The organism is Microbacterium sp. SZ1, assembly GCF_002362255.1.
Classification (GTDB): domain Bacteria; phylum Actinomycetota; class Actinomycetes; order Actinomycetales; family Microbacteriaceae; genus Microbacterium.
Genome location: NZ_LPVV01000003.1, coordinates 185,953 through 203,952, shown reverse-complemented (window position 1 = coordinate 203,952; position 18,000 = coordinate 185,953). Strand labels below are relative to the sequence as shown.

22 protein-coding genes are annotated in these 18,000 nt (G+C 69.4%); 13 read left to right on the top strand and 9 right to left on the bottom strand.

The genetic code is table 11. The features are described 5' to 3' along the window. Position 1 precedes the first annotated feature (1 nt). A complete protein-coding gene (gene pgi / locus AUC47_RS03230) occupies positions 2-1,681 on the bottom strand; it encodes a glucose-6-phosphate isomerase (protein WP_096713794.1) in 1,680 nt (559 codons plus the stop codon). Positions 1,682-1,699: 18 nt separating this feature from the next. After that, the gene (locus tag AUC47_RS03225) at positions 1,700-2,041 is read right to left on the bottom strand and encodes a DUF7882 family protein (protein ID WP_096713793.1); all 342 of its coding nucleotides are present in this window, start codon (positions 2,039-2,041) and stop codon (positions 1,700-1,702) included. Positions 2,042-2,248: 207 nt separating this feature from the next. On the opposite strand from AUC47_RS03225, the gene AUC47_RS03220 reads away from it, so the two are divergent. After that, positions 2,249-2,575: a DUF7882 family protein gene (locus AUC47_RS03220; RefSeq protein ID WP_096713792.1), complete on the top strand. Its 327-nt coding sequence runs from the start codon at positions 2,249-2,251 to the stop codon at positions 2,573-2,575. Between the two features lie 3 nt (positions 2,576-2,578). Here the strand turns inward: AUC47_RS03220 and AUC47_RS03215 are convergent, their stop codons facing one another. After that, a complete protein-coding gene (locus AUC47_RS03215; RefSeq protein ID WP_096713791.1) occupies positions 2,579-3,190 on the bottom strand; it encodes a flavodoxin family protein in 612 nt (203 codons plus the stop codon). 148 nt (positions 3,191-3,338) lie between these two features. On the opposite strand from AUC47_RS03215, the gene AUC47_RS03210 reads away from it, so the two are divergent. Further along, complete coding sequence (locus AUC47_RS03210) at positions 3,339-3,542, top strand: hypothetical protein (RefSeq protein ID WP_096713790.1); 204 nt, start codon at positions 3,339-3,341, stop codon at positions 3,540-3,542. Here AUC47_RS03210 and AUC47_RS03205 read toward each other — a convergent pair whose 3' ends face one another. The 3 genes from AUC47_RS03205 to AUC47_RS03195 are packed head-to-tail and all read right to left on the bottom strand — an operon-like array spanning position 3,543 to position 5,017. Continuing rightward, positions 3,543-4,145 carry a GNAT family N-acetyltransferase gene (locus AUC47_RS03205; RefSeq protein ID WP_096713789.1) on the bottom strand — a complete coding sequence of 201 codons (603 nt, stop codon included), beginning with the start codon at positions 4,143-4,145 and terminating at the stop codon, positions 3,543-3,545. A 34-nt stretch (positions 4,146-4,179) separates the two neighbouring features. Further along, positions 4,180-4,620, bottom strand: coding sequence for an ImmA/IrrE family metallo-endopeptidase (locus AUC47_RS03200; RefSeq protein ID WP_096713788.1), 441 nt, complete (start codon positions 4,618-4,620; stop codon positions 4,180-4,182). 22 nt (positions 4,621-4,642) lie between these two features. Further along, positions 4,643-5,017: a helix-turn-helix domain-containing protein gene (locus AUC47_RS03195; RefSeq protein WP_256999426.1), complete on the bottom strand. Its 375-nt coding sequence runs from the start codon at positions 5,015-5,017 to the stop codon at positions 4,643-4,645. A gap of 94 nt (positions 5,018-5,111) precedes the next feature. Here AUC47_RS03195 and AUC47_RS03190 point away from each other — a divergent pair, with 94 nt between their 5' ends. From AUC47_RS03190 to AUC47_RS03180, 3 genes are read left to right on the top strand one after another with little or no spacing between them, the layout of a single operon-like run. Then, complete coding sequence (locus AUC47_RS03190; RefSeq protein ID WP_143740689.1) at positions 5,112-5,336, top strand: helix-turn-helix domain-containing protein; 225 nt, start codon at positions 5,112-5,114, stop codon at positions 5,334-5,336. Between the two features lie 49 nt (positions 5,337-5,385). After that, positions 5,386-6,315 carry an aldo/keto reductase gene (locus AUC47_RS03185; RefSeq protein ID WP_096713786.1) on the top strand — a complete coding sequence of 310 codons (930 nt, stop codon included), beginning with the start codon at positions 5,386-5,388 and terminating at the stop codon, positions 6,313-6,315. Positions 6,316-6,353: 38 nt separating this feature from the next. Continuing rightward, positions 6,354-6,749, top strand: coding sequence for a PLD nuclease N-terminal domain-containing protein (locus tag AUC47_RS03180; RefSeq protein ID WP_096713785.1), 396 nt, complete (start codon positions 6,354-6,356; stop codon positions 6,747-6,749). Here AUC47_RS03180 and AUC47_RS03175 read toward each other — a convergent pair. From AUC47_RS03175 to AUC47_RS03165, 3 genes are read right to left on the bottom strand one after another with little or no spacing between them, the layout of a single operon-like run. Continuing rightward, the gene (locus AUC47_RS03175) at positions 6,746-7,735 is read right to left on the bottom strand and encodes an epimerase (RefSeq protein ID WP_256999425.1); all 990 of its coding nucleotides are present in this window, start codon (positions 7,733-7,735) and stop codon (positions 6,746-6,748) included. The genes AUC47_RS03180 and AUC47_RS03175 overlap by 4 nt on opposite strands. Further along, positions 7,732-8,358: a DUF4166 domain-containing protein gene (locus AUC47_RS03170; protein WP_096713783.1), complete on the bottom strand. Its 627-nt coding sequence runs from the start codon at positions 8,356-8,358 to the stop codon at positions 7,732-7,734. The genes AUC47_RS03175 and AUC47_RS03170 overlap by 4 nt, the downstream gene beginning before the upstream one ends. Positions 8,359-8,367: 9 nt before the next feature. Further along, the gene (locus tag AUC47_RS03165) at positions 8,368-9,564 is read right to left on the bottom strand and encodes an ROK family transcriptional regulator (RefSeq protein WP_096713782.1); all 1,197 of its coding nucleotides are present in this window, start codon (positions 9,562-9,564) and stop codon (positions 8,368-8,370) included. A 114-nt stretch (positions 9,565-9,678) separates the two neighbouring features. On the opposite strand from AUC47_RS03165, the gene AUC47_RS03160 reads away from it, so the two are divergent. From AUC47_RS03160 to AUC47_RS03125, 8 genes are all read left to right on the top strand, one after another. Then, positions 9,679-10,788: a Gfo/Idh/MocA family protein gene (locus AUC47_RS03160; protein ID WP_096713781.1), complete on the top strand. Its 1,110-nt coding sequence runs from the start codon at positions 9,679-9,681 to the stop codon at positions 10,786-10,788. Continuing rightward, complete coding sequence (locus AUC47_RS03155; protein ID WP_096713780.1) at positions 10,785-12,317, top strand: sugar ABC transporter ATP-binding protein; 1,533 nt, start codon at positions 10,785-10,787, stop codon at positions 12,315-12,317. Before AUC47_RS03160 ends, AUC47_RS03155 begins: the two co-directional genes overlap by 4 nt. After that, complete coding sequence (locus AUC47_RS03150) at positions 12,314-13,414, top strand: ABC transporter permease (RefSeq protein WP_096713779.1); 1,101 nt, start codon at positions 12,314-12,316, stop codon at positions 13,412-13,414. Before AUC47_RS03155 ends, AUC47_RS03150 begins: the two co-directional genes overlap by 4 nt. Next, positions 13,411-14,490 carry an ABC transporter permease gene (locus tag AUC47_RS03145; protein ID WP_256999423.1) on the top strand — a complete coding sequence of 360 codons (1,080 nt, stop codon included), beginning with the start codon at positions 13,411-13,413 and terminating at the stop codon, positions 14,488-14,490. Before AUC47_RS03150 ends, AUC47_RS03145 begins: the two co-directional genes overlap by 4 nt. 14 nt (positions 14,491-14,504) lie before the next feature. Further along, a complete protein-coding gene (locus AUC47_RS03140; protein WP_373557845.1) occupies positions 14,505-15,701 on the top strand; it encodes a substrate-binding domain-containing protein in 1,197 nt (398 codons plus the stop codon). 115 nt (positions 15,702-15,816) lie between these two features. Next, positions 15,817-16,671: a sugar phosphate isomerase/epimerase family protein gene (locus AUC47_RS03135; RefSeq protein ID WP_096713777.1), complete on the top strand. Its 855-nt coding sequence runs from the start codon at positions 15,817-15,819 to the stop codon at positions 16,669-16,671. Further along, entirely contained in the window at positions 16,668-17,675 is a 1,008-nt protein-coding gene (locus tag AUC47_RS03130) for a sugar phosphate isomerase/epimerase family protein (RefSeq protein WP_096713776.1), read from the top strand. The genes AUC47_RS03135 and AUC47_RS03130 overlap by 4 nt, the downstream gene beginning before the upstream one ends. Positions 17,676-17,688: 13 nt before the next feature. Continuing rightward, complete coding sequence (locus AUC47_RS03125; protein ID WP_096713775.1) at positions 17,689-17,982, top strand: Dabb family protein; 294 nt, start codon at positions 17,689-17,691, stop codon at positions 17,980-17,982. Positions 17,983-18,000: the final 18 nt, after the last annotated feature.

The following is an 18,000-nucleotide window of genomic DNA, read 5'->3' as shown; positions in this document are numbered from 1 at the left end:
GTCAGCCCCGGTGCGTCCGGTAGTAATCCAGGAGCGCCTTCGTCGACGGGTCCTGGGCGGCCACGGCATCCTCGTCGCCGCCGATGGCTGGAGCGATCTGCATCGCGAGCTGCTTGCCGAGCTCGACGCCCCACTGGTCGAAGGAGTTGATGCCCCAGATGGTGCCCTGCGTGAACGTGATGTGCTCGTAGAGCGCGATCAGCTGGCCCAGTACCTGCGGGGTCAGCGCCGGCGCGAAGATCGACGTCGTGGGGCGGTTGCCAGGGAAGGTCCGCGCCGCGACGAGCGCGCCCGTCGTGCCCTCCGCCTCGACCTCGGCGGCCGTCTTGCCGAACGCGAGAGCCTTGGTCTGTGCCAGGAAGTTCGCGAGGAACAGCTCGTGCACGTCCTGCGCACCGTCGCTGAGCGGGTAGGCGGGGTTCACGAACGCGATGAAGTCGGCCGGGATCAGGCGGGTGCCCTGGTGGATGAGCTGGTAGAACGCGTGCTGCCCGTTCGTGCCGGGCTCGCCCCAGAAGACCTCGCCGGTGTCGGTCGTGACGGGCGAGCCGTCCCAGCGCACCGACTTGCCGTTCGACTCCATCGTGAGCTGCTGCAGGTAAGCGGGGAAGCGGTTCAGCTGCTGCGCATAGGGGAGCACGGCGTGCGACTGCGCGCCGTGGAAGTTGTTGTACCAGACGTTGAGGAGCCCCATCAGCACGGGCACATTGCGCTCGAGCGGAGTGGTGCGCACGTGCTCGTCGACGGCGTGGAAACCGGCGAGCAGGTCGCGGAACACGTCCGGACCCAGCACGACGGCCAGCGAGAGGCCGATCGCGGAGTCGACCGAGTAGCGGCCGCCCACCCAGTCCCAGAATCCGAACGCGTTGACCGGATCGATGCCGAAGTCGGCGACCTTGTCGAGGGCCGTCGACACGGCCACGAAGTGATGCGCCACGGCGTCCGTGCGCGCGTCGTCGGAGTCACCGATGGCACCGGATGCCGCGAGCCCTGCCCACAGCCACTCACGGGCCAGCCGCGCGTTGGTGAGGGTCTCGAGCGTCGTGAACGTCTTCGACGCCACGATGAACAGGGTCGTCTCCGGATCGAGGTCGGCGGTCTTCTGCGCAAGGTCCGTCGGGTCGATGTTCGAGACGAATCGCGCCTCGATGCCGGCGTCGGCGTAGGGCTTCAGAGCCTCGTAGACCATGACGGGGCCGAGGTCGGACCCGCCGATGCCGATGTTGACGACGTGGGTGACCTTCTTGCCCGTGACACCGACCCACTCACCTGCGCGCACACGTGCTGCGAAGGCGGAGAGCGACTCCAGCACCGACTGCACGTCGGCGTCGACATCCTGCCCGTCGACGAGGAGCGTCGGCTCGATGCCGACGGGCCGCCGGAGAGCGGTGTGCAGCACAGCACGGTCCTCGGAGGTGTTCAGGTGCTCTCCGGAGAGCATCGCGGCGTACCGGTCGGCGACGCCGGTCTCCTCGGCGAGCCGCAGCAGAGCCGCCAGCACGTCGTCGGTGACGAGGTTCTTCGACAGGTCGACGTGCAGGTCGGCGAGCGGGAACGAGAGACGGTCGGCGCGCGTCGGGTCCTCCGCGAACCAGCCGCGGAGATCGGGGGAGAAGGTCTCGCGCAGCGCGCGGAGCTCGGACCAGGCGGGCGTGACTGTCGGATCGACGGGAGCACTCATGGCTCAACGCTACTGCGGTCAGACCAGCAACGGGTGCTCCTCGTTGCCCCATGTCGGATCCCCGCGGAGGGGCTCGGGCGTGAGGTACAGGCCGGCCGGCTGAGATGCCGTCACGGCGAGGTCCTGCATCCAGTGCCGGTTGAGGTCGGGAGAGCGGCTGCCGAAGAACTTGAAGACGAGCGAGCTCGCCGGATGCACCCAGACCGTGGTGCGCCCGCCGCCCAGGCTCACGTCCTCGCGCCAGCTGAACGGGAAGGCCTCTCCGCGGCGCAACTTCGCCGTCATCACGAGTTGGAGGTGCGTGAGCGCGCGATCCTCGATCTCGACCTTCGGTCCGCCGTCGTACGTGAAGCGTCCCATCGGTGGTACCTCCTCGATGTCGGACCTCCGACGCTCGCATGATGCCGCCCCGTCGCACAGGGGGTGTACTTCGGCGCCGGAGGCGAGGATCATGGCGGACGTACTTCATCTGCTTCTCCGGAGCGATGCGCCGCAACGTCTCTCGACGCCGATATACGGAAGACGTCGATGCACCCGACCAGTGCCCCTCCGGGGTACGGTTCACTCATGGGAAGACTGCGCTACGACGGCACCTCCGAGCCGCTCCGCATCGACGATGAGACCCTCGCGGTCCTCAAGGTCATCGTCGGAACGAAGCTGCGCCGCCAGGAGAGCTTCATGATGACGTGGCGGCCCGCCGAAGGCGGCGACCCCGGCCGGGTGACGGTGTGGATCCATCCCGCCATCCCGCTGCAGTTCCTCTTCACCGCATCCGAGCCGCAGCACATCGAGAAGCGCCGCGTCGAAGAGGTCATGCGCGCGCTCAATGCCTCCGGCGAGCTCGTGATCGACGATTGGGGGCGCGTTGAAGCCGCGGAGACCGCCCCTGCCTGACGCCTACTCGGCCGGGAACCTGTGCGCCTTCAGCACCGACGCGAGGTGCGCGGCATTGCGTGCGGCGGTCGCCATAGCCGACGCGACCTCCTCGGGGGTCTCGGAGAGGTCCTTGTAATCCACTCCGTGCATCGCCTCGCCGTTCCAGTACACCGACCCCTGCGCGGCGATCGTGTAGCCGACGTCGTTGAGCCCCTGGAAGAGGATCGCCGCGATGTGGTGTGCGCCGTCCTCGTTTCCGACGATGCCGGCGATCGCGACCTTGTCGAACAGGATCGGCCGGCCCTCGTCATCCGTCTCGCTCAGCTCGGCGTCCAGCCGCTCGAGCACCCGCTGGGCGACGCTCGAGTGCTGACCCATCCAGGTCGGCGTCACGAAGACCAGGATGTCGGCGTCGAGCACCTTGCGGCGGAGCTCGGGCCATTCGTCGTCGCCGCCCATGTCGGCTTCGACGCCCGGGCTCAGCGTGTAGTCCACTGCCCGAATGAGCTGCCCGTCGACGCCGAGCTCGGAGAGAGCGGCGAGGATCTGCGAGGCCAGGAGGTCGGAACTCGACTCGGAGGGGGAGGGCTTGAGTGTGCAGGAGATGGCGATGGCCGTGGGATGTGCGCTCATGACCGGAACGAAACCACCCGTCCGGCCGGCGGCCAAGGGGGTTTCGGAGCCGCCGGACGTGCGCTAGGAACGGTCCGGATCGGGATGCGGCGGGCGGAGTGCGCTGTCGGCGGTATCCTGGATGACGCCCGCAACGACAGGAGCCCCCGTGATCCTCAGCTTCATCTTCTTCCTGGTCCTCTTCCTCGGAGGGATCTGGCTCCTGGGCCTCGCACAGGTGCTCCCCGAGTTCCAGGGTGTCGTCTTCGCGGCAGGCATCCTCATCATCTGCCTGTCGCTCGCGTATGTCATGCGCCAGCGCGGGTCCGCCACGCGCCGCGACGACAACTGGTCGGGCAACGCCACCGAGTGATCACGCTCTGGCGGCGAGCCTCGCCTCCAGGTTCGCCCGCACCGCGGGCCACTCCGGCTCGATGATCGAGTACTCCACGCTGTCGCGCAGGGCGCCGTTGCGGTAGCGGCTCATCGCGCGCATCACGCCGTCCTGCTTCGCACCGAGGCGTTCGATCGCTGCTCGGGACTGGAAGTTCACCCACTGCGTGGTGAGCCCGACGCGGAACACCCCGAGATCCTCGAAGGCGTGACGCAGCAGCAGCAGCTTGGACTCCGCGTTCGTCCCGGTGCCGTGGGCGGAGGGGCGGTTCCACGTGTAGCCGATGTGAAGTCGCGGGACGTCGGCGACGATGTCGTAGAAGGTCGTGAGGCCGATGATCCTCCCCGTGGCGTCGAACGCCGTGAAGGGGATCATCTCGCCGGACGAGAGCAGCCCGAGACGACGGTCGATCTCCGCAGCGAGACCCTTGGGTGAGGGAACCGAGGTGTACCACGCCCGCTTCCAGAGATCGCCCTCGGTCAGCGCCTCGAGGAGTCCGTCGTGGTGCGATCGCTCGAGCGGTCGCAGCTCGACGAGATCGCCGGTGAGTGTGACGGGGGCAGGCGTGGTGGTGAAGGTCATGCCGCCATTCAATCAGCGCTGAGCGAGCTCCCCGTCACGCGGAGACGCTGCGATGCGCCCACTGTCCCCGCCCCAGTCGCGGTTCGACGTAGGTGACGTCTCCCACGCGACGAAGCAGGCGCCGGAAGGCGAGCACCAGGTCGACGGTGACGCCGAGGTCGAAGGCGATGCTCGCGGCGTGCCCGTCACGGGCGGCTTCGGCCTCCGCGTAGCCGGCGGGAGTGATGAGCAGTCGCGCGGCCCACTCGTCCGCGCGTCGCTCCTGCCTGGCACGCTCGGTCGGATCGTGCGTGTGCTCGTGACCGAGCATCGCGTGGCCGAGCTCGTGCGCGATCACGCTGCGCGTCGTGCGCGCACTCATGCCCGGGGCGACCCGGATCGTGGCCGAGTGCGGTTCGTATCCGCCGCAGGAGCGCCCGGGGCGCTCGACGAGGCGCAGACCATGGGTCTCGACGAGTCGGAGGAGTTGGTCCACGGGGCTCCTCTCGTCGTGGGCGTCAGTCGTACAGGTCGTCGGTGTCGGCGTCGTGGGAGAGGGGCGAGTCGAACGCGACCTCTGCGTCATTCTGTCGGCGGCCGGGGACATCGGGGCGCGAGGGGAACGGGATCACCGCACCGGAGCGGTCGCTCTCGGTGGCGAGGCGCTCTTCTGCGCGCGACAGGATGACGTGCGGCGCGACGCCGAGCGCCGCGCCGACGGCGTAGACGACGGGAATGGGGATCGCTCGTTTGCCGGTGACGTAGTTGTCGAGCGCGCTGCGCGCGTATCCGATCTTTCGCGCCATCGCTGCGATGCTGCTGCCCTTCGCCGCGATCTCGGCGCGGAGCTGGCTCCCGACGGCGGCATTGAACGACTCGGCCGGTGTCTTCACGCGAGTCACGATAGCACCGGCCTGAGGCCAGGATGCCGTCATATCGGTGCGTCGACCGTTGTCCGCATCCCATATGCGGCGATAGTGTCGACGCATGACGACAGAAGTGAGGCGTCTGGTGGCGTCCGCGGTCCTCTCCGAGCTGGGGAGAACGAGGCGGGACACCGACTGGCTGGCCCAGCGGTCGGGTCTCGGTCTGCGGGTCGTCGAGGCGTCGCTGGCGGGCGAGCGCGACCTCACGGTCGAAGAGCTCGCCGCCGTCGCGAACGCGCTCGGGGTGTCACCCGCGCGCCTGGTGCCGGCTCCGCCCTCCGACTGACCTGTCGCGGTCGCACCCGCGCCGGGGTATGCCGCGCTAGCGTGGACGCATGAAGACCGTACCCTTCGGACAGTCCACCGCCCCCGCCGTCGTCGCCGGGATGATGCGCATCAACGACAAGACCGACGCCCAGATCCGAGAGCTGTACGAGGCCGCGCGCGGCTCCGGCATCGACTTCTTCGACCACGCCGACATCTATGGCGGCAGCATGCACTTCTGCGAGGAGCGGTTCGCCTCCGCGCTCGGACTGAGCCCGTCGGAGCGCGATGAGATCGTGCTGCAGACGAAGTGCGGCATCGTGCCGAAGCAGGGCATGTTCGACTTCTCGTACGACCACATCATCCGGCAGGTCGACGGATCTCTGGCGGCGCTGGGCACCGACCGCATCGACGTGCTGCTGCTGCACCGCCCCGACGCTCTCGTCGAGCCCGAAGAGGTCGCCAGGGCGTTCGATGAGCTCGAGTCGTCGGGCAAGGTGCGCGCTTTCGGCGTCTCGAACCACACGCCGAGGCAGATCGACCTGCTGCGCACCGCCGTCTCCCAGCCTCTGGTCGCCAACCAGCTGCAGCTCTCGATCACGCACGCCCCGATCATCGCCCAGCCCATCGCCGCGAACATGGCGGGCGAGGATCAGAGTGTCGTGCGCGACGGCGGCGGCATCGTCGAGTACTGCCGCATCAACGGCATCACGATCCAGGCATGGTCGCCGTTCCAGGGCGGATTCTTCACGGGCGTGTTCCTGGGGAACCCCGAGTACGCCGAGCTCAACGCGGTGATCGATCGCCTCGCGGCGGCATACGAGGTCGAGCCGATCGCGATCGCGACAGCATGGATCACCAGGCACCCGGCGAAGATGCAGGTGGTGCTCGGCACCACGACACCGCAGCGGGTGCGGGATGCCGCGGCCGGCGCCGACGTCGAGCTCACTCGGGCCGAGTGGTACGAGCTGTTCCGCGCTGCGGGCCACGTGCTTCCCTAGCCCGCGCGCAGCGAGCCCCGGTCGTCTACCCTGAACACATGCCGTTCCTGTTCTCGCTCCTGATCATCGCGCTGATGGTGGGCGCGCTGGTCGACATCATCCGGCGCGAGGACTCGCAGGTCCGCTTCCTGCCGAAGATGGCGTGGATCGTCATCGTCATCCTGCTGCCGCTCATCGGCAGTCTGCTGTGGTTCGCGATCGGTCGGGAGTACTCGGAGGCGGGTCTGCGGATCCCGCGGATGCGCCCCGCTCCTCGGACCGCACCCGCTCGGGTCGACCCGGCGCCCATGCGTCCCGTCGACAACCGGTCGACGGAGGAGCAGATCGCCGACCTCGACCGCGAGATCGAGGAGTGGCGGCTCCGCGCGGAGATCGAGAAGCGCCGACGCGAGGGCGGCGACGCGACGAACGGCTCGGAGAAGTCCGCGAGCTAGCCCCGCTCTGCCGCCAGATCGAAGGACTCCCTGATCGCGGGTTCCAGCGTCGGGTAGGAGAAGGAGAAGCCGGCGGCTTGGAGCTTCTCCGGGACCACCCAGCGGCTCTTGAGGATGAGTTCCGTCTCGGTGCGGATGCCGATCGCGCCGAGCTCCAGCATCCATCGCGGCATCGGCGGACCGAACGGGACCCCGAGGGCCCGGCGGACGGTCGCCATGAACGTCGTGTTGTCGACCGGGTTCGGGGCGGCGGCGTTCACCGGGCCGGCGAGCGATGGGGTCTCCTCGAGGAAGTCGATGATCCGGGCGACGTCCTCCACGTGCACCCAGCTGAAACGCTGGCGTCCGCGACGGGCCCCGAACTCGTGCCCCGTGCCCGCCGCGCGCCGCGCGCGGCTGATCGGCCAACGGCCGTCCCACTGGGCACCGCCCATGCCGAGGCGGGCGAGGTTCTTCAGCGGGCCGAGCACGCCCCCGTGTCCGAGAACGATAGCGCTGCGCAAGGCGACACGGCGCGTCTCGGGCAGATCGTCCGCGAAGAGAGCGCGCTCCCAGGCCTTCGCCACCTCGACCGAGAAGCCGGTGCCGATGTCGCCGGTGGACTCCGTCATCGGGCGGTCCTCCGCGTGACGGTAGATCGTGGCCGTCGAGGAGTTCACCCAGAGGGCCGGTGGCTCGGCCGCCCGAGCGATCGCGCCCGAGAGCGCGGCCGTGGTGTCGAGGCGCGAGCGGAAGATGGCGGCGCGGTTCTCAGGGGTATAGCGGCAGTTCACGCTCTTGCCGGCGAGGCCGACGACGAGCGTCGCGCCGTCGACGGCGGCATCGATCCCGGCCTGATCGTCCCAGCGGAGATCTGCACCCGATCGTGAGATGGTCACGACCTCTCGGCCCGCCGCCTCGAAGCGCGGCACGAGATGGCGCCCCATGAATCCGGTGGAGCCACCGATCACGACGCGGCCGACGGCGGAGGAGGGAGGTGTCGTCACGGGGTCTCGCTCTCGATCGCGTACTCGAAGAATCCGATGTACTCGTAGACGCGCCCGAGCACCGGGGCGTCGATGGTCATGGAGACATGGTGGCGCCCCCGCTCCTCGTCCCATCGCTCGACGAGTCCGATTCGCGGGCTCAGGAAGCGGGGGACCGAAAGCTTCAGCGGGCCGAGGCGGAGCCCGACGCGTCGGATGGTCAGGACGACGGCCTCGTCGCGCACGTCGATGTCGAAGGTGGTGACGACGGTGCGGCGCGGACCGATCTCATTGCGGAGTATCCCGCCGGGGGTGAGTTCCACGACGTCCGGCATCACCCAGGTGCGGCCGGGAAGCTCGAACCACCGGGTGGCGAGGGCGCGCCCGTCGACCGTGCGGTTCTCGATGCGGAACGGGACGTCGCGCTCCCACCCCGCGAAGGCGACGCCGAGGGCCTCCGCGATCCGGAACGGGGGCCTCAGCCAGCGCAACCGCGATCCGGCGGTCGTGAACACGCCGGTGCCGACGCCGACCTGCCCGTGCGGGATCGTCCGGAAGTACCACGCGGTCTTCGGATGGAGCTCGGAGATCCGGGCGCCCAGAGCGCGCTCGTACGGAGATGTCGAGGCGTCCTGCGCGGTCACGTCCCCAGCCTAGCGAGACCGCGCTGCCAGATGGCGATCGACGCTGGCGGGGGACAGCACCTCGTGAGCGACCATGATCGCTGCACCCAGCACGGCCGCGCGGTCGCCAGCCTGGGACTGCACGATCGACAGGTGCTGGGTCGCGAGCGGGATCGAGCGGCGGTAGACCACCTCGCGGACACCGGCGAGAAGATGTTCCCCGGCCCTCGCGATGCTGCCGCCGAGCACGATGATCGACGGATTGAGCAGGTTGACGACGGTCGCGAGCACCTCGCCGACATCGCGTCCGGCTTGACGGGTGGCTTCGATCGCCACGGGGTCTCCCGCGCGAACGAGATCGATCACGTCGCCCGGGCCCTTCGCGTCGAGGCCGGCCTCCCGCAGCGAGCGGGCGAGCGCGGACCCGCTGGCCAGGGCTTCGAGGTCGCGCTCGTCCCCCCGCTCGCGGTTCGACGTCGCCGATCTCGGCACCTGGACGTGCCCCATGTCTCCCGCCGATCCCTGCGCTCCGCGCTGCAGGGCGCCGCCCGCGATGATCCCCGCGCCGATGCCGGTCGACACCTTCACGAAGACGAGGTCGTCGACGTGAGGCCAGGTGGTGGCGTGCTCTCCGAGCGCGAGGATGTTGACATCGTTGTCGACCAGCACCGGTACGTCGAAGGTGCGCTGCACGTAGCCCGGTACGTCGAAGCGATCCCACCCGGGCATGATCGGGGGATTGGTGGGCCGTCCGCTGGAGTGCTCGACGGGGCCGGGGACGCCGATGCCGACGCCGAGCAGCGGGAGGTCCTGAGCCGTGTCTCGATGCAGCAGTGCAGAGCCATCGGCCAGGATCTCATCCAGCAGCCGCTCGGGCCCGTCGGCGATGTCGATCCCGCGGGTGTGCGACTCGAGGATCACGCCGGCGAGATCGGCGACGGCGACCGTGGCATGGGTGGCGCCGAGATCGACGGCTAGCACGACTCCCGCGCGCGCGTTGAAGGCGACGCGCGCAGGGGGTCTGCCGCCCGTGGACACCGCCTCCCCGGCGGCCTGCAGCAGTCCCGAAGCGAGGAGCGCGTCGATGCGGAGCGCCACGGTGGACCGGGCGAGCCCGGTGAGCGCGGCGAGTTCGGCCTTGGTTCTGGCCTGTCCGTCACGAAGGATCTGGAAGATCTCTCCGGCGCCGGGGCTCGTCGCCGGCCCGGCCCGCAGCACGTCACTCATTGCGTCAGTAAACCACAGGCTTTATCTCGTTCCTCGGCGAACTTCAGATTCGTTACAAACGACTTTTGACAAAGAACTAGCAAAAGTTGGCGGGTCTGTGTCAGACTCACCGGCATGACAACGGCTGTCACTGACACCGGTCTCGGGACGATCCGAGCCGGCATCCTCGGCGGAGGGTTCATGGCGCGCGTGCATCGCACCGCCGCCCGAGACGCCGGGGGCGAGGTGCGAGCCGTGGCGACCAGGTCGGTCGCCGCCGGACGCGATGCGGCCGACGCGCTGGGAGCATCGCGGGCCGAGCCCGACGCGGCATCCCTCTTCGGCGCGACCGACATCGACGTGGTGCACGTGTGCACCCCCAACGCGACCCACGTCGACCTCGCGGCGCGCGCACTCGCTGCGGGCAAGCACGTCGTCTGCGAGAAGCCGCTGGCCACGACGGCCCATGACGCTCGGCGCCTCGCGGATGCCGCAGCAGCCGACGGCCTCGTCGCCGCCGTGCCGTTCGTCTACCGCTATCACCCGATGATCCGCGAGGCCAGAGCGCGCATCGCGTCAGGCGACGCCGGCGAGCTCCTCACCCTCGACTGCTCGTACCTGCAGGATTGGATGCTGTTGCCGACGGACGACGACTGGCGCGCCCGTTCCGACGCGGGAGGAGCCTCGAGGGCGTTCGCCGACATCGGATCGCACCTCTGCGACCTCATCGAGTTCGTCACGGGGGAGCACATCCACTCCCTGAGCGCGCGCACACGCCGGGTCTTCGCGGAACGCGGGGGAGTCGCCGTCGACACCGAGGACATCGCGGCCGTGCTCGTCGAGACGAGCTCCGGGGCGCTGGGCACGCTGCTCGTCTCGCAGATGGCACCGGGGCGGAAGAACGCGTTGACGCTCGAACTGCACGGCTCGCGTCAGGCCCTCCGCTTCGAGCAGGAGCGGCCGGAAGAGCTGTGGATCGGCGGCAGAGAGGGCTCGACTGTGCTGCTGCGCGACCCCGCCACGGCATCGCCCGACTCCGCCCGACTCCAGCGCGTCCCCGCAGGGCACCCCATGGGCTACCAGGACGCCTTCAACGCCTTCATCGCCGACGTCTACGCGGCAATCGGCGGAGCCCGCCCCGAAGGCCTGCCGACCTTCGAGGACGGTTGGCGAGCCGCGGTCCTGACTGAGGCGGTGCTCGCCTCGGCGGCCGACGACGGACGATGGACGGAGATTCCCGAATGACCACGCTCACCACCGATGCGGTGCTCGCCGTCACCGGCATCCGCAAGTCGTTCTTCGGCGTCGAGGTGCTGAGGGGCATCGACTTCGACGTGCGCCCCGGCGAGGTCCACGGTCTCGTCGGCGAGAACGGCGCCGGCAAATCGACGCTCATGAAGATCATCGCGGGCGTGCAGCCCGCCGACGAGGGTACCGTGCGGTACCGCGGCGAGGAGGTGCGGCACACCCACCCCCGACAGGCCATGGACGAGGGCATCGTCACGGTCTTCCAGGAGTTCACGCTGCTGCCCGAGCGCACAGTCGCGCAGAACGTCTACCTCGGCCGGGAGCCGCGCCGCGCCGGATTCGTCGACCGGAAGGCCATGAACGCCCGCACCGACGAGCTGCTCGCCGACCTCGGCGTCTCGTTCATCGACGCGCAGGCGCGCGTGGGATCGCTCACCGTCGCGGAGCAGCAGATCGTCGAGATCGTGAAGGCGCTGTCGTTCGACGCCCGGGTCATCTCGATGGACGAACCCACCGCGGCGCTCAGCGACCGCGAGGTCGAGCTGCTCTACGCGATCATCCGGCGGCTCACCGCGCGCGGCGTCGCGGTGATCTACGTCTCGCACCGGCTGAAGGAGATCTTCGACCTGTGCGATCGGATCACGATCCTCAAGGACGGCGCGCTCGTCTCGACGGAAGCCGCGGCCGACCTCACGACCGACGAACTCGTTCGGCGGATGGTCGGCCGGTCGATCCAGTCGTACTTCCCCGACTCGATCGAGGGGACGACGGTCGGCGACGCGCGGCTCGAGCTCGACGGATGCGGCAACTCCTTCGTCGACGGAGTGAGTCTCACGTTGCACGCGGGTGAGATCGTCGGCATCGCCGGGCTGCAGGGCTCCGGTCGCACCGAGCTCGTCGAGGGCGTCTTCGGCGTCGAGCCCTTCCTGCGGGGGCGCATGCGCGTCGACGGCCGCGAGGTGCGCATCACGAGCGCTCGCGCTGCCGTGCGCGCCGGCCTCGCCCTCGTCTCCGAGGACCGCAAGGCGCAGGGGCTGGCGCTCGGCCAGTCCGTGCTCGACAACGCGCTCCTGGTGGTCCGCAGCGTCTTCGCCGGTCGGACGGGTGCTGCGCGGCGCGCGGTGCCCGGCATCCTGAGCTCGCTGGAGATCAGTTCTCGGGGCGTGGGTCAGGAGACGCGGTTCCTCTCCGGCGGCAACCAGCAGAAGGTCGTGCTCGCGAAATGGCTGGTCACGCGGCCACAGGTCGTTCTCTTCGACGAGCCGACCAGGGGCATCGACGTCGGCGCCAAGCTCGCGGTCTACCAGCTCATGCGCGAACTGGCCGCGCAGGGCACGGCGGTGCTCATGGTGTCCAGCGAGCTGCCCGAGGTGATCGGCATGAGCGATCGCATCCTCGTGATGCACGACGGCGAACTCGTCGCCGAGCTGCCGGCGGGTTCACCCGAGCACGTGATCCTCGGTGCGGCGACCGGGGCGACTCCGCTCGCCCGCATCGCTCCGACCGACGAGGGAGACGCACGATGAAGCGCCTGCGCATCGACTCGACGATCATCGTCCTCGGCATCCTGGTCCTCGCCCTCATCGTCGGCGCGATCCTCGTCGCTACGGTCGGGCGCAACTTCCTCAGCCCCGGGAACATCCGCGACATCCTCACCGGGATGAGCGTGCTGGGGCTCGTCGCGATCGGGCAGACGCTCGTGATCCTCGGCGCCTCGCTCGACCTATCGGTGACGTATGTGATCAGCCTCTCGAGCCTCATCGCCGCGACGACCATGAACGGAAATCCCGCGAACATCCCCGCGGCCGTCGCCCTGACCCTCGTCGTGTGCGCCGGGGTCGGCCTCGTGAACGGCCTCATCGTCACCGTGCTGCGCGTGAACGGATTCATCGCCACGCTCGGGGTTGGTCTGATCCTCCAGGGCATCCTCAACACGAACTTCGAGGGGACCGCCGGCACTGTGCCGTGGGAGTTCCAGCTCATCGGAGCGACGGGGCTCGGACCGATCCCGGTCTCGACCATCATCATGATCGTGCTCGCCGTGCTCGTCTGGTTCCTGCTGGACCGCACTCGCACGGGCGCGCATCTCTTCGCCGTGGGCGGCGACCCCGAGATCGCGCGGCTCTCCGGAGTGCGCACCCGGCCGCCGCTCATCGCGGCGCACGTGCTGTGCTCGGTGTTCGCCGGGCTCGCCGGGCTGCTGCTCGCCAGCCGGCTCGGCGTCGGCAGCCCCACCGTCGGCCAGCAGGGCGGATATGCCCTGCTCTCGATCGCCGCTGTCGTCCTCGGCGGCACGCTGCTGCTCGGCGGCCGCGGTTCGATCTGGGGGGCGATCGGGGGCGTCGCGATCCTCGCGGTCGTCGACAACGTCATGAGCGTCATGCAGGTGAACCCGTTCCTCAAGGACGTCGTCCGCGGCGTCGTCATCGTCGCCGCGGTCGCGGTGTACAGCCGCCGTGCGATCGTCCGCCGTCGCCCGCGGTTCGGCTCGGGCGGCACGCGCACCGGAGGAGACGACGCGGCCGCCGCGGCTGCGCCGGAGATGGCGGCCGCCGCCGCGCAGCTCTCCGACCCGCGGGCGACGGCGCATCTCGGCACCACGACGGAAGGAGAGCGGTCATGAACGCCCTGCGCACACTGGTGAGCCCGCGCGGCGCCGTCTTCCTGCTTCTCGTGCTGCTTCTGGTGGCGGTCATGATCCTGAATCCGAGCTTCGCCGAACCCGGTCAGCTCATGCGTTTCATCCAGCGGGGCGCCCCGATCGCCGTCGTCGCGATCGGCCAGTACTTCGTGATCATCGCCGGGGAGTTCGACCTCTCGCAGGGGTCACTGATCACGGCGCAGGTCATCATCGCCGGCAACCTGGTCGGTCAGGACGACTCACGCACGGTTCCCGTGCTGCTGCTCATGATCGTCGTGGGTGTAGCGGTGGGGATCGTGAACGGCGTGCTGACGACGCTGCTCAAGGTGCCGTCCTTCATCGTCACCCTCGGCATGATGCTCGCCCTGCTCGGCGGAGTGATGTGGTGGACCGGCGGGGCGGCGACGGGCAATCCCGCTGACAGCTTCCGCGAGATCGGCCGCGGCGGCATCCGCGACGTCCCGGTGCTGGACTTCGTTCCGTGGGCGGTGTTCATCCTCGCGGGGTGGCTCGCCCTGGGCATCTGGATCACCAAGCGCCCGCTCGGCAAGACGCTCATCGCGATCGGCGACAACGCACGCGCGGTCGACTACGCCGGTGCCCGCCGCGCCTGGGTGACCACGCGGGCCTTCGTGATCTCGTCGCTCTCGGCGACCGTCTCCGCGGTGCTCCTCGTCGGGTACGCGGGCGTGCACCCCTCCGTCGGCCGCGGATACGAGTTCGTGGCGATCACCGCCGTCGTGCTCGGCGGAGTCGTACTCGGCGGCGGGCGGGGCTGGATCGTGGCCGCCGCCACCGGCGCCTTCGCCCTCGAAGCACTCTTCCTGCTGCTGAACATCGCCGGGGTGCCGTCGACGCTCCGCGACGCCGTTCAGGGCGTCATCATCATCGCGGCCGTCGCGTACTCCGCGGTGGCCTTCCGCGCCCGGCGACGGCGCGGACCCCACGCTTCTCCCGACCAGGGGAAGGAGACGGAGCCCGTGCTCGATGGTCCGTCTCGAGAGTCCGCATCACCGGCCCTCGCCTCCGGGGGCACCACAGAAACCAGAGGAGAATAGCAATGCGACGATCGATGAAGATCGCCACCGCAGGGGTGGCTCTCTTCGGCCTCATCGCGCTCGCCGGGTGCACCACCGACCCGTCGGTCGCGCCGGCCGAGTCCGACAGCCCCGACGAGTCGGCCGAGACGACGGAGTGGTTCGACCAGGAGCTGTACGACAAGCAGTTCGCGGAGCGCGACGTCGAGCCGCAGGGGCCGGCGGATCAGCCGTACCTGCAGCACATCAACGCCGAGATGGTCGACACGTCGAGCTTCGCGAGCGCCGGTCCGAAGAAGGCCTGCTTCGCGAACGCATCGATCTCCAACCCGTGGCGGCAGACGGGCTGGATCACGATGAACGAGCAGCTGAAGGCCCTGCAGGAGGCGGGAGCGATCAGCGACATGGAGACGCGCGATGCGCAGGACTCCGATGACACGCAGATCGCCGACATCGACTACTTCATCTCCGAGGGCAATTGCGACGTGTTCCTCATCTCGCCGAACAGCACGGCCGCGATGACTCCGGCCGTCGAGAGGGCATGCGAGACGGGTAAGCCCGTGATCGTGTTCGACCGCGGCGTCGAGACCGACTGCCCGGTGACGTTCATCCACCCCATCGGCGGATTCGCATGGGGCATCGACACCGCGGAGTTCCTCATCGACAACCTCGAGGAGGGCGACAAGGTCGTGGCGCTGCGCATCCTCCCCGGCGTCGACGTGCTCGAGCACCGGTGGGCCGGAGCGCAGAAGCTCTTCGACGAGGCCGGCATCGAGGCGGTCGACTACTTCACGGGCGCCGACCCGGCCGAGATCAAGAGCATCATCAGCGACGAGCTGGCCAAGGGTGACGTCGACGGGATCTGGATGGATGCCGGTGACGGCGCCGTCGCCGCCATCGAGGCCTTCGAGGACGCCGGCGCCGACTACCCCGTCATGACGGGTGAGGACGAGATGAGCTTCCTGCGCAAGTGGAAGGAGACGGGACTCACGGGCCTCGCGCCGGTGTACTCGAACTTCCAGTGGCGCACCCCGCTGCTCGCCGCGCAGATGATCTTCGCGGGCCAGGAGGTGCCGAAGGAGTGGGTGCTGCCGCAGAAGCCCATCACCGAGGCGGAGCTCGACGACTACCTCGAGGCGAACGACGGCATGCCCGACGGGCACTACGCCAAGTTCGGCGGCGAGGATCTGCCTGGCTACCCGACGGTGTGGCAGGAGCGTCAGATCCCGTAAGTCGCGCGGGCGTTTCGTCTCGCTTCGCTCGCTCGACGACCGGAGCTCCGGTCGTTGAGCGAGGAGCGAAGCGACGAGACGAAACGCCCGCCACCACGCCACAGAGAGGAGAAGGATGCCGCGCACGATCGCCGTCAACACCTGGGTGTGGACGTCGCCGCTCACGGATGCGACGATCGGACCGCTCGCCCGCAAGGCCCGCGACCTGGGGTACGAGGCTCTGGAGCTCCCGCTCGAGGCGGTGGGCGACTGGCACCCGCAGCGCACCCGCGATCTGCTGGACGAGCTCGGTCTCGGCGCGATCGTGGTCGGCGCGATGGGCCCGGGTCGCTCGCTCGTCGCGAAGGCGGGAGACGTCGCGGCGACGCAGGACTATCTGCGAGCTTGCGTCGAGACCGCCCGCATCGTCGGATCGACGGTCGTCGCCGGGCCCTTCTACGCACCCACCGGTGTCGCCTGGCGCATGGACGCCGACGAGCGTGCCGCGGTGGTGGACGAGCTGCGGGGAAGCCTCGCGCCTCTCGCCGCGGAGGCGGCGGACTCCGGCATCACACTGGCCGTCGAGCCCCTGAACCGCTACGAGACCAGCATCCTGAACACCGTCGAGCAGAGCCTCGAGGCCTTGTCTCCGCTGCTCGGCGAAGGAGTCGGGCTGGCGCTGGACACGTACCACCTGAACATCGAGGAGAAGCGTCCGACGGAGGCCATCCGAGCCGCCGGCCCCGCGATCGCGCACGTCCAGGTGTGCGGAAGCGACCGCGGCGCCGTCGGCGACGACCACACCGACTGGCCGGAGATCCTGCGCGCGCTCGACGACGCCGGCTACCGCGGACCGCTCGGCCTCGAGAGCTTCACCGGGGAGAACGCGACGATCGCGGTCGCCGCCTCGGTGTGGCGTCCGCTGGCGTCGAGCCAGGACGAGCTCGCCGCCCGCAGCATCGCCGCCCTTCGCGCATTGGAGCACGTATGAGCACGCATCCCGTCACCCTGTTCACCGGGCAGTGGGCCGACATGCCGTTCGAGGAGGTGGCGCGTCTGGCAGCCTCATGGGGGTACGACGGACTCGAGATCGCGGCATCCGGCGACCACCTCGACCTGCGCCGCGCCGACGAGGACGACGCCTACGTCGCCTCCCGCCGGGAGATCCTCGACCGGCACGGGCTGCAGGTCTTCGCGATCTCGAACCATCTCGCAGGTCAAGCGGTGTGCGACGCCCCGATCGATTTCCGACATGAGGCGATCCTCCGTGACTACGTGTGGGGCGACGGGGACGCGGAGGGAGTGCGCGGGCGTGCGGCGGACGACATGAAGCGCGCCGCCCGCGTGGCCCGCAAGCTCGGCGTCGACACCGTCGTCGGGTTCACCGGGTCGTCGATCTGGCCGTACGTGGCGATGTTCCCGCCCGTCGATGCGACGGTGATCGAGGCCGGCTTCGACGACTTCGCCGCGCGGTGGAATCCGATCCTCGACGTGTTCGACGGCGAGGGGGTGCGCTTCGCGCACGAGGTGCATCCCGGCGAGATCGCCTACGACTATTGGAGCTCGGTGCGCGCCCTCGACGCCATCGGGCATCGTGAGGCGTTCGGGTTCAACTGGGACCCCTCGCACATGATGTGGCAGAACATCGACCCGGTCGGGTTCATCGTCGACTTCGCGCAGCGGATCTATCACGTCGACTGCAAGGACACCCGCATGCGCCCCCGCAACGGACGCGCGGGGGTGCTGGGGTCGCACCTGCCGTGGGGCGATCCCCGCCGAGGCTGGGACTTCGTGTCGACCGGTCACGGGGACGTCCCGTGGGAGGACGCGTTCCGCGCGCTCGACGCGGTCGGGTATGCGGGACCGATCTCGATCGAATGGGAGGATGCGGGGATGGATCGGCTGCACGGGGCACCGGAGGCACTCGGGTTCGTCCGCTCGCTGCTGTGGCCGAAGCCCACGGCGTCCTTCGACGCCGCATTCCGAAACCAGTGACCCCGGAGGATCCATGCCCATCCAGCACACCGTCGTCTTCCGCCTCGTCCACGACGAGGGGTCGACCGAGGAGCGCGACTTCCTGGCCACGGGCCGATCGGTGCTCTCCGCGATCCCCGGCGTCGAGGACTTCAGCGTGCGCAGGCAGGTGAGCCCCAAGAGCGACCTCGAGCACCAGTTCTCGATGGTGTTCGCCGATCGGGCGGCCTACGACGCATACAACGACCATCCCGCACACGCTGCGTTCGTCGCGGAGCGGTGGGTGCCCGAGGTGGCGGCCTTCCAGGAGTACGACTTCGAGGAGTGACGCCGCCGTCCCGGCGGG